Here is a 9591-nt window from a genome sequence, read left to right on the forward strand (position 1 = left end):
AACATTGTGAATTAAAAAATAATTAAGTAACAGATATGAAAATGAAGAAAGCAATATTGTCTTGCCTGATGCTGATGGCTGGTCTGTCAGTATCTGCTCAGGAGCAGAAGGGCACGACAGAATACGTCTTCGAGCCGCACTGGTACGTTCAGATTCAGGGTGGTGCACAGTACACCACTGGTGAGACTGACTTCGGTAAGCTCATTTCGCCTAACGTACAGGCTGCTGTTGGCTATAACTTCTCTAAGGCCATTGGTGCTCGTCTGGCTATCAACGCTTGGCAGGGTAAGGGTGGTTTCGACAAGGATAAGTTTGATCTGACCACAATCGGTATCGACAAGCAGGATTATAAGTTCACATACTTTGCTCCTTCTATCGACCTGACATTCAACCTCTCAAACATTATCGCAGGTTTCAACCCCAACCGTAAGTTCGAGTTCGGTGCATTCATCGGTGGTGGTGTTAACTTCCGCTCAAAGTGTGACGACGCTGCTAACATTGATGCTAAATGGAAGGTAAAGTATGCTGATGTAACTTCAGCTTCTAAGTGGACTCCTATGTATGAGAACAAGTCAGCCGTTCTGCCTTTCGCACAGGCTGGTCTGACTGCCGACTACAAGGTATCTGATAAGGTAAGCATCGGTGCTGAGTTCAACGCTAACATCCTGGGTGACAAGTTCAACTTCAAGAACGCTGGTAACCCCGACTCATACTTCAATCTGCTCCTCGGCGCAAAGATTGCTCTTGGCAAGACCTACTCTACCAAGTTCATCCCCGCTCCAGAGCCCGAGATCAAGTATGTTGAGAAGATCGTAGAGAAGATTGTTGAGGTTCCCGCTGAGCCCGCAGTAACTGCAGCTGAGCCCCTTCGCCGCGATATCTTCTTCCAGATCAATAAGACCGTTATCCGTGACTCTGAGGCACAGAAGGTTCAGGACATCGTAGCTTACATGAACCAGAACCCCACCTCTAAGGTTATGATTACTGGTTACGCTGACGCTGGTACAGGTAATGATCGCATCAACGATCGTCTGGCTGCTGGCCGTGCAGACGCAGTGGTTAAGGCCCTGAAGAACGCTGGCATCGCCGAGAGCCGTATTAGCTTCGACAGCAAGGGTGCTCGTGTACAGCCCTTCGAGGACAACGACAGCAATCGTGTATCTATCTGCATCGCTGAATAATATCAAGTAACAGATAAGACTTCAAAGCCCGGTCCCAAAATGGGGCTGGGCTTTTATCTGACTATAAAATATAGATTATGAAGAAAATTTTTACTTTGATGATTTTAGCCGGAATGGCATTAACGGCTTCAGCACAACTTGCTGATGGTTTCTACCGAGTAAGAAATACAGATTCTGGTCGTTATATTGTCATGTACGACGGTTACGTCTTTAAGAATGCAGCCACAGGCTCTGTAAACCTAAAGGCCCTACAGACTGTAGATGATTGGGGAACCGTTAGTTCACACATGGGATCAGTCTGGTACTTGAAGAATATTGGAGGTGTACAATACGATATGTTTTGCCAGAGTTCCAGTCTGGGTGCCAAAGGCAATTTCTACCCCAGCTTATTAGCAATTGGCGGTAATTACCAAATCTATGGCTCTTATGAAGGTTTTACCAAATATCTGAACGACGAAAGCAATGAAGAAGGTGGAGGAGGATTCGTTAGCATTTCCGGTTCAAGACCTGACTGGACTTTCATTCCTTTAGGAGGTGATAACTATGTTGGTATTCAACCGGAGACACAAGCCGATGGCCACTATTGGGCAACCTTCATGTCAGGTTTTCCCTTCACTTTAAGCGGAGGTATGAAAGCTTATTATGTTAGTTCTGTAAGCACAGATGCCTTCCAAATGACCGAAATGGGTAGCCAAATTCCTGCTAGGACACCTGTTCTCATCCGTCTGAATGGTGGAAGACCATCTGACAACATCATCACAATACAAACCAGTAATAGTGGTTCTGCACCTGGAGGTAACCTGTTGCACGGAAACTGGTATAGTTCTACGCTCGGCGGGGGCCACAGAGATTTCAATCTGGAAAACAATGATAGCTACCGTATCTTAGGAAACGTCAATGGTCATCTGGCTTTTGTAAAAGCAACTGAGGATCGCCTTGTATTAGGAACGTATATTGAGCACAATAGAGGTATCCTCGTTTTAGGTAATGGATATGCAGATGCACTTGAAGAGGGTGCCAGCGGCATCCATTCCGTAGACAAAGAGGAAGTAACAGAGAAAGGCATGTTTACCTTGACAGGACAAAAGATTCCTGAAGGAACTACCCCACGCCCTGGTATCTATATCAAGGATGGAAAGAAAGTTATAATCAAATAAAAAAAGCTCCCAATCGGGAGCTTTTTTATTTAGAAGAGAGTCTTTGTAAATCTAACACTTAAGTTAGGAAATACCGTAAACTTCTTAAACAAATCTACATAATCGCCAACTTGGCCCTTGATATTTGTAATATCCTCTGTGAGGTTAACACCATCATGAAGATACAAGTCAGGCTTTCCCCCCCAGAACATTACACCTGCATCAACGGAGATTTTCCAGTCGTCACGATTCTTCACCAGGCGTCCTCTATAACCAATACCAAGATAAGGCTTAAAACTATTAGACTTAGCAGTTACCTTCACCATATTATTGTCATCACCCTCCATTATATAAGGGTCACCTTTAGCATGTAAAAGGTTACCATTAGAATCGTAGATATCACGAGCATAGTCTCCAAGATGGAATCCCATTCGTCCAAAAGCCAGAATACGCTGCTCTATTTGGGGATCAAGACTAACAGGCATCATTTTTCCATCGGGATCATCAGGATCGGGGACCTGAAGGATGTACTGAGGCGGGTGATTTCCATCCTCATCACCATTGATATGAATATACGACTTGTCGTAAAGATTATTGTAGATAGAAAGAGCTATAAGGGAATTCATCGACTCTGTTGAATTAACAGCTTCAGCAAACTTAGAAGGTCCCCAATAGAAACCTGCAGTAACATGCCAATGCTTGTTATTCTTAAAGGGGAAGAAATCCAAAAGCAACTTCACGTTGTTCATTGTAGGTTTACCAATCATATCTACATGATCGTCTGCTATAACGCCTGTGAAGTCATGAAGCATTACCTGCATACGGTCAAAAGAAGTTTCAATACGATTACCATTGGCATCATACTGACGGGCTGGTTGATCACCAATCATCACGTCGAACTTCATCTTAGCGGTAAAGCGCGGCATATAATCAAAACCTGCACGAAGCTGGAAATACTCACCAATAGGCGAGGCAAGATCAATACCTATGCCAGTAGTACCAGAACTGACTGACAAATCCAAATGCTGGAAGATATTATGCTCTTTCCAATATTGTGCAACAGGGATATACTCCGAGTGCTTCTCATTGAGCACAGGCACTTGCTGAGTAGTTTCAGTCTGGGCCATGCTTGGAATTCCTAAACTGGTCATAGCCAGTAGAATCATCGCTTTTTTCATGTTGTTATCCTTTAAATTGATTGACTATTCTTATACAAAACTATTTCATCCGCCATCCATGGTCTTGTTGCACCATTGGAACAACTATCTCCTCATTAACGGAATCACCATAACAGAGAACCAGAAATACGCTCGTGAGATGCTGCACCGTATCTGTCGATGCCCTTGAGATACGCACCTCATGAATACCATGATGAGCTTTGTTCTGTAGCGCCATGAACTGTCTGTAAGAGGTCAGCAGCTGCTCACGATAGCCATCAGGCAGACTATCAGAACCTGCCTTCCCTTCCAAGAACTGCTCGTACTCACCACGAATAAGATGATCGTAGTAGCCCTTAGCAGCCAAGGAAGCCATTTCTTCTGGCGTCGTACCTGAACAAGCGGCAACACTAATCAGGACAAGAATCACCCACAGCAGGCTCTTCATTATTTCTGTCGTACAAAAACGTTAATAGGTGAGCCTGTAAGCGTCCAGTTCTCGCGAATCTTATTCTCTAAGAAGCGCTTATAAGGCTCCTTCACATACTGAGGCAGGTTGGCATAGAACACAAAGGTAGGAATCTGAGTGTCCGGCACCTGTGCCACATATTTAATCTTAATATATTTACCTTTTACCGAAGGCGGTGGGAATGCCTCTATCAGCGGCAGCATGACTTCGTTGAGCTTCGACGTTCCAATCTTCACCTTACGATTAAGATAGACTTCCTTGGCCGTTTCCAGCACTTTAAAGATACGCTGTTTGGTAAGAGCAGAGGCAAAGATGATGGGGAAGTCTACAAATGGTGCCATACGCTGGCGAATAGCGTTTGTAAAGGTGTCAATAACAACCTGCGACTTATCTTCTACCAGATCCCATTTATTCACCACCACCACCAGTGATTTGTTATTCTTCTGAATCAGTTGGAAGATATTCATATCCTGGGCCTCGATACCACGAGTGGCATCAATCATCAGGATACACACATCACTATTCTCAATAGCACGGATGGAGCGCATCACACTATAGAATTCAAGATCTTCTGTTACCTTGTTCTTACGTCGGATACCCGCCGTATCCACAAGATAGAAGTCGAAGCCGAACTTATCGTAGCGGGTATAGATACTGTCGCGGGTCGTGCCGGCAATCTCGGTCACAATATTGCGCTCCTCACCTATAAAGGCATTGATAATACTCGATTTTCCAGCATTTGGACGGCCAACGACAGCAAAACGAGGGATACCATCCTCTAAATCATCTTTCGCCTTCTCTGGCAACATCTCCAGCACCTTGTCAAGCAGGTCACCAGTACCACTTCCAGTTGCTGCACTGATGGGATACGGGTCACCCAAACCGAGCTTATAAAAATCATACTGGTCGTAAAGATCCTTTCCGTCATCGGCCTTATTAGCCACAAGCACCACAGGAAGCTTTGCACGGCGAAGAATCTGAGCCACATCCATGTCCCAGCCCGTCACACCATTACCGATGTCACAAAGGAAAAGCACAAGGTCAGCTTCCTCTGTAGCGATGATGACCTGCTTACGGATTTCTTCCTCAAAAATATCGTCTGAGTTAACTACCCAGCCTCCCGTATCAACTACAGAGAACTCTCGGCCATTCCACTCACACTTACCATACTGTCGGTCACGAGTTGTGCCAGCCTCATTGCTGACAATCGCTTGACGTGATTTCGTCAAGCGGTTGAACAGTGTAGATTTCCCCACGTTCGGGCGTCCAACGATTGCTACTAAATTTCCCATATTATTCAGGGTTATATCCAAAATTATTCAATTCTCGCTCAGAGCTACGCCAGTCCTTATCTACCTTGACAAAAATCTCCAGGAATATGGGCTTGGCGAAAAACTTCTCCAGCGATTTACGGGCCTCCGTGCTCACCTTCTTAAGGGCTACTCCTTGATGACCAATGATAATACCCTTCTGGCTTTCGCGCTCCACATAGATGACGGCATTAATATGTATATGCTTGTCGTCCTCTTTGAAACGCTCCACGCTGACCTCAACAGAGTAAGGAATCTCCTTGTCATAATAGAGCAGGATTTTCTCACGGATAATCTCCGAAACAAAGAAACGGGCGGGCTTATCCGTCAGCTGTTCCTTGTCAAAATAGGCCGGACTCTCCGGGAGCAGCTCCTGAATGCGCTTGAGAAGCATGTCGATGCCAAACTTATTCTTGGCGGAAATAGGGAGGATCTCCGCTTTGGGGAGTAGTGTGTGCCACTTCTCGACGATAGCCCCTAGCTGCGTCTGATTGCTCTCGTCAATCTTGTTGATGAGCAGGATGACAGGCACGTCCATCTTCTGCACTTTCACTAGGAAGTCCATGTTCTTCTCCGGGTTCTCAACCACATCAGTCACATAGAGCAGGATATCAGCATCCTGTAAGGCTGACTCTGAAAACGCCAGCATAGACTCCTGAAGCTTATAGTTGGGCTTTAGCACGCCAGGGGTATCAGAAAACACAATCTGCATCTCTGGTGTATTCACGATTCCCATAATGCGATGACGGGTAGTCTGTGCCTTGAAAGTAGCAATGGAAATACGCTCACCAACCAATTGGTTCATGAGCGTACTTTTACCGACGTTGGGGTTGCCAACGATATTGACGAATCCTGCCTTATGCATTAACTTTTCACTATTCACTCTTCACTTTCTACTCCGTATCGTAGGCCCACTTGTAATAAGATGCACCATGAACGAAACCAGCACCAAAGGCAGTGAAAATCATGTTATCACCTTTCTTCAGCTTACTTTCGTAGTCCCAAAGAGCCAATGGGATGGTAGCAGCACTCGTATTTCCATAGCGCTCGATATTTACCATCACCTGTTCCATCGGGAGTTCCAGACGCTTAGCCACTGCCTCAATGATTCGCATGTTTGCCTGATGCGGAACGACCCACTGGATATTATCCTTATTCAGACCATTACGCTCGGCTATCAAGGCACAGTCATTACTCATGTTCGTCACCGCATAGCGGAAAACCGTGCGGCCCTCTTGGTAGAGGTAGTGCAGGCGATGATCTACTGTGAAATGCGACGGCGGACAGACTGAACCTCCAGCCTTCATATGAAGGAACGGAAGGCCCTTTCCATCTGTACGGAAATAAGAATCCATCACTCCGATGTTCTGCTCCTCAGTGGCCTCTAATAGAACAGCAGCAGCACCATCTCCGAAAAGCGGGCATGTCTGACGATCCTTATAGTCAGTAACTGATGACATCTTGTCGGCACCGATAATGACAATTTTCTTATAGCGACCGCTCTGAATCATCGTTGCGGCAACGTCGAGGGTATAGAGGAAACCACAGCAGGCACCCCAGAAATCGAATGCAAAAGCATTCTTCAATCCGAGTTTACCTACCACGATGGATGCTGTGGAGGGGAACTTATAATCCGCCGTAGAAGTGGTGACAATCAACGCATCGATGGTATCAGGATCAACACCAGTCTTTGCCAACAGCTGTTTGGCAGCCTTACGGGCCATGTAGCTGGTACCAAGACCTTCCTCCGTGAGGATGTGGCGCTCCTTAATGCCAACGCGCGTCATAATCCACTCATCATTGGTGTCTACCATCCTAGACAACTCCTCGTTGGTGAGGATATAGTCGGGAACGTAGCCACCAATGCCGGTGATTATAGCGTTGATTCTATCCATTACTCAGCTACTTCGTCCTCTTTCTTGATAGCTACCTTACCACGATAGTAACCACAGGTGGGGCATACAGTGTGATAAACATAATATGCGCCACAGTTAGGGCATACTGCGAGTGTAGGAGCTACTGCCTTGTCGTGAGTACGACGCTTGAGGGTACGAGTCTTTGACTGTCTTCTTTTAGGATGTGCCATAATGTTTTACTATTTAAAAATTTCTACTTACTAATATTTAAATCTTTTAGTTTAGCCCAGCGGGGGTCTATCGGCTGGTTGGACTCCTCATCGCTGCTTCGGTCAGATGACAGCTCTTCCAGAGCTTGAGTCATGGCAGGATTGCACTTGCCAGGTGCATGCACATGCCTGATGGGTATAACCAGTGCAACAAACTCATAGATGAGCCACGCCATGTCGAGTATTCCTTCGTTCTCAGGCACCACAATGACATCATCCTCCTCTGAGTATACGCTTCCGAGTTTGACAATCAGGCAGTTGTCAGTATCAACTGGCAATGTCATGTCATCAAGACATCGGTCGCAAGGAATGACTATCTCGCCGTCTGTATGGAAGTTGAACTCGAAAAAACCGGTTGCCTTGCGTATAGACACCGACACATGCAAAGAGCCTTTCTTCACATCGGCACCGTCCAAAGCCTCGAGATAGGTATCATCAAGAGTGAATTCCAAGGATGTTTCCTCATCCTTCAGTCCTTTCAGATCTATCTTTAATGACTCCAAACTGTTCATAATCAAACCTAATGGGCTGCAAAGTTACAAACTTTTTTTCAATTAAGGAACTGTAATTTCGTTTTTTTATCATTTTACTACAAATAACATGATATTCAAAGACTTATATTACACACTTTTAGGGTAATTTGTGCAATATTATGAAAGAATAATCGTTATATATCTGTATGCAGTGGACAGATAGAATCCGACAAGTAAAAATACTTTTAGTGATAGCGGCCATACTGATTGCCGTTACCTCATTGCTCGTATCCCATTATCTGGTTAAGGACCTCTCACGAGAGGAGCGAAAGAAGATGGAGGTGTGGGCACAAGCTCTGCACGCTCTCAATCAAGCTGACGAAAATACTGACCTTACATTAGTACTTGACGTGATTCAGGGTAACACAACCATCCCAGTCATAGTCATTGACTCAAATGGCCATGTAAACGATTATCGAAATATTGATCTGGACGACAAGACAGCTACCGACTCAGAGAAGTATGTGTCAGACTATGGCCGTCGATTGTACAAAAGTGGGAAATATATCCGCATTCACCTCGGAGACTCCACCAAAACTAATGACTACCAATTAGTCTGCTATGACGAGTCGACACTACTGAAACGACTTTCACAATATCCTTATTGGCAGTTGGGCATCGTCATGATATTCGTCGTCGTTGCCATTTTTGCACTACTCTCTTCAAAAAAAGCAGAACAGAACAAAGTGTGGGTAGGTCTTTCAAAAGAGACTGCCCACCAATTAGGCACACCTATTTCCAGTCTAATGGCCTGGGTAGAAGTACTGAAAGAGAACCATCCTGACGACGAGATGATTCCTGAAATGGACAAGGACGTGAAACGCTTGGAACGTATTGCCGAACGATTCTCAAAAATCGGTTCTCTACCAGAGCCTAAAGATAATTCCATGAACGAGGTTATTAATCACGTTGTTGAATATATGCGCAAGCGCACCTCAAATAAAGTGGATATTATCTGTAAGCTCCCTGACAATGATGTGATTGTCAAAATGAATGCCTCACTCTTTGAGTGGGTCATTGAGAATCTATGTAAAAATGCTGTCGATGCAATGGAAGGCCATGGCCAGATTGTCATAACGCTAATAGAAGAAGGCAAGCATGTAGTTATTGAAGTAACAGATAATGGTAAAGGAATCCGCAAAAAAGATATCAAGAATGTATTCACACCTGGTTTCACCACTAAACAACGAGGCTGGGGACTCGGTCTCTCACTTGCTAAACGCATCGTAGAGGAATACCACAAAGGACACATCTATGTCAAGTCTTCCGAAGTTGGAAAAGGAACCACATTCCGGATTGAATTGTAACAACAAATAACAGCATGTTCCTCGAAAGACATGCCTATAACAAAACAAAGCCCCGAATCATTTCTGACTCGGGGCTCTCTAATAAAAGTGGCGGCCTCCTACTCTCCCGCATTGCATTGCAGTACCATCGGCGCAGGCGGGCTTAACTTCTCTGTTCGGAATGGGAAGAGGTGGGACCCCGCTGCAATAACCACCTGATATGGGGTTTGACTATTTCCACACAAGAACTGCGTTCTGACTATGTCATCTAAACTGACATTACATCTGATAATATGACTCAAGCGAAAGATTTCGGGCAATTAGTAGTGCTCGGCTTTGACGTCACCGTCTTTACACCTGCACCCTATCAACGTCGTAGTCTACGACGACCCTC

General features: G+C 45.1%; 10 protein-coding genes and 2 rRNA genes. 3 read left to right on the forward strand and 9 right to left on the reverse strand.

Annotated features, from left to right (window positions below):
- The first annotated feature begins 41 nt into the window (after window positions 1-41).
- Window positions 42-1181 carry an OmpA family protein gene (locus BMY16_RS02805; RefSeq protein ID WP_244512835.1) on the forward strand — a complete coding sequence of 380 codons (1140 nt, stop codon included), beginning with the start codon at window positions 42-44 and terminating at the stop codon, window positions 1179-1181.
- Between the two features lie 77 nt (window positions 1182-1258).
- On the forward strand, window positions 1259-2338 hold the full coding sequence (locus BMY16_RS02810) for a hypothetical protein (RefSeq protein ID WP_139207106.1): 1080 nt from the start codon (window positions 1259-1261) through the stop codon (window positions 2336-2338).
- A 29-nt stretch (window positions 2339-2367) separates the two neighbouring features.
- On the opposite strand, the gene BMY16_RS02815 is transcribed toward BMY16_RS02810, so the two are convergent.
- The 7 genes from BMY16_RS02815 to BMY16_RS02845 form a co-directional block, all read right to left on the reverse strand.
- The gene (locus BMY16_RS02815) at window positions 2368-3444 is read right to left on the reverse strand and encodes a hypothetical protein (RefSeq protein ID WP_139207107.1); all 1077 of its coding nucleotides are present in this window, start codon (window positions 3442-3444) and stop codon (window positions 2368-2370) included.
- 91 nt (window positions 3445-3535) lie between these two features.
- A complete protein-coding gene (locus BMY16_RS02820) occupies window positions 3536-3922 on the reverse strand; it encodes a hypothetical protein (RefSeq protein WP_244512837.1) in 387 nt (128 codons plus the stop codon).
- Entirely contained in the window at window positions 3922-5235 is a 1314-nt protein-coding gene (gene der / locus BMY16_RS02825; protein ID WP_091839752.1) for a ribosome biogenesis GTPase Der, read from the reverse strand. Before der ends, BMY16_RS02820 begins: the two co-directional genes overlap by 1 nt.
- Window position 5236: 1 nt before the next feature.
- Window positions 5237-6118, reverse strand: a complete 882-nt coding sequence (era, locus tag BMY16_RS02830) for a GTPase Era (protein ID WP_091839755.1) — start codon at window positions 6116-6118, stop codon at window positions 5237-5239.
- A gap of 28 nt (window positions 6119-6146) precedes the next feature.
- Window positions 6147-7148, reverse strand: a complete 1002-nt coding sequence (locus BMY16_RS02835; protein ID WP_091839758.1) for a beta-ketoacyl-ACP synthase III — start codon at window positions 7146-7148, stop codon at window positions 6147-6149.
- Window positions 7148-7339 (reverse strand): 50S ribosomal protein L32, encoded by a 192-nt coding sequence (gene rpmF, locus BMY16_RS02840; RefSeq protein ID WP_036911821.1) that lies wholly within the window; start codon window positions 7337-7339, stop codon window positions 7148-7150. The genes BMY16_RS02835 and rpmF overlap by 1 nt, the downstream gene beginning before the upstream one ends.
- A 23-nt stretch (window positions 7340-7362) precedes the next feature.
- Window positions 7363-7890: a YceD family protein gene (locus BMY16_RS02845; protein ID WP_091839760.1), complete on the reverse strand. Its 528-nt coding sequence runs from the start codon at window positions 7888-7890 to the stop codon at window positions 7363-7365.
- Window positions 7891-8057: 167 nt separating this feature from the next.
- On the opposite strand from BMY16_RS02845, the gene BMY16_RS02850 reads away from it, so the two are divergent.
- Complete coding sequence (locus BMY16_RS02850) at window positions 8058-9218, forward strand: sensor histidine kinase (RefSeq protein ID WP_091839763.1); 1161 nt, start codon at window positions 8058-8060, stop codon at window positions 9216-9218.
- Between the two features lie 85 nt (window positions 9219-9303).
- Here BMY16_RS02850 and rrf read toward each other — a convergent pair.
- Together rrf and BMY16_RS02860 are read right to left on the reverse strand one after the other, a co-directional pair.
- Window positions 9304-9416, reverse strand: a 5S ribosomal RNA gene (gene rrf / locus BMY16_RS02855).
- A gap of 80 nt (window positions 9417-9496) precedes the next feature.
- Window positions 9497-9591: ribosomal RNA gene (locus BMY16_RS02860) — 23S ribosomal RNA — on the reverse strand; the annotation flags it as partial.

The sequence above is a fragment of the Prevotella sp. ne3005 genome, from assembly GCF_900110085.1.
Taxonomy (GTDB): Bacteria; Bacteroidota; Bacteroidia; order Bacteroidales; family Bacteroidaceae; genus Prevotella.

Bases quoted from the DNA above. Each gene is read 5' to 3' on its own strand.
- BMY16_RS02805 (WP_244512835.1), top strand. From the start codon at position 42: ATGAAGAAAGCAATATTGTCTTGCCTGATGCTGATGGCTGGTCTGTCA.
- BMY16_RS02810 (WP_139207106.1), top strand. From the start codon at position 1,259: ATGAAGAAAATTTTTACTTTGATGATTTTAGCCGGAATGGCATTAACG.
- BMY16_RS02815 (WP_139207107.1), bottom strand. From the start codon at position 3,444: ATGGCCCAGACTGAAACTACTCAGCAAGTGCCTGTGCTCAATGAGAAG.
- BMY16_RS02820 (WP_244512837.1), bottom strand. From the start codon at position 3,922: ATGAAGAGCCTGCTGTGGGTGATTCTTGTCCTGATTAGTGTTGCCGCT.
- der (WP_091839752.1), bottom strand. From the start codon at position 5,235: ATGGGAAATTTAGTAGCAATCGTTGGACGCCCGAACGTGGGGAAATCT.
- era (WP_091839755.1), bottom strand. From the start codon at position 6,118: ATGCATAAGGCAGGATTCGTCAATATCGTTGGCAACCCCAACGTCGGT.
- BMY16_RS02835 (WP_091839758.1), bottom strand. From the start codon at position 7,148: ATGGATAGAATCAACGCTATAATCACCGGCATTGGTGGCTACGTTCCC.
- rpmF (WP_036911821.1), bottom strand. From the start codon at position 7,339: ATGGCACATCCTAAAAGAAGACAGTCAAAGACTCGTACCCTCAAGCGT.
- BMY16_RS02845 (WP_091839760.1), bottom strand. From the start codon at position 7,890: ATGAACAGTTTGGAGTCATTAAAGATAGATCTGAAAGGACTGAAGGAT.
- BMY16_RS02850 (WP_091839763.1), top strand. From the start codon at position 8,058: ATGCAGTGGACAGATAGAATCCGACAAGTAAAAATACTTTTAGTGATA.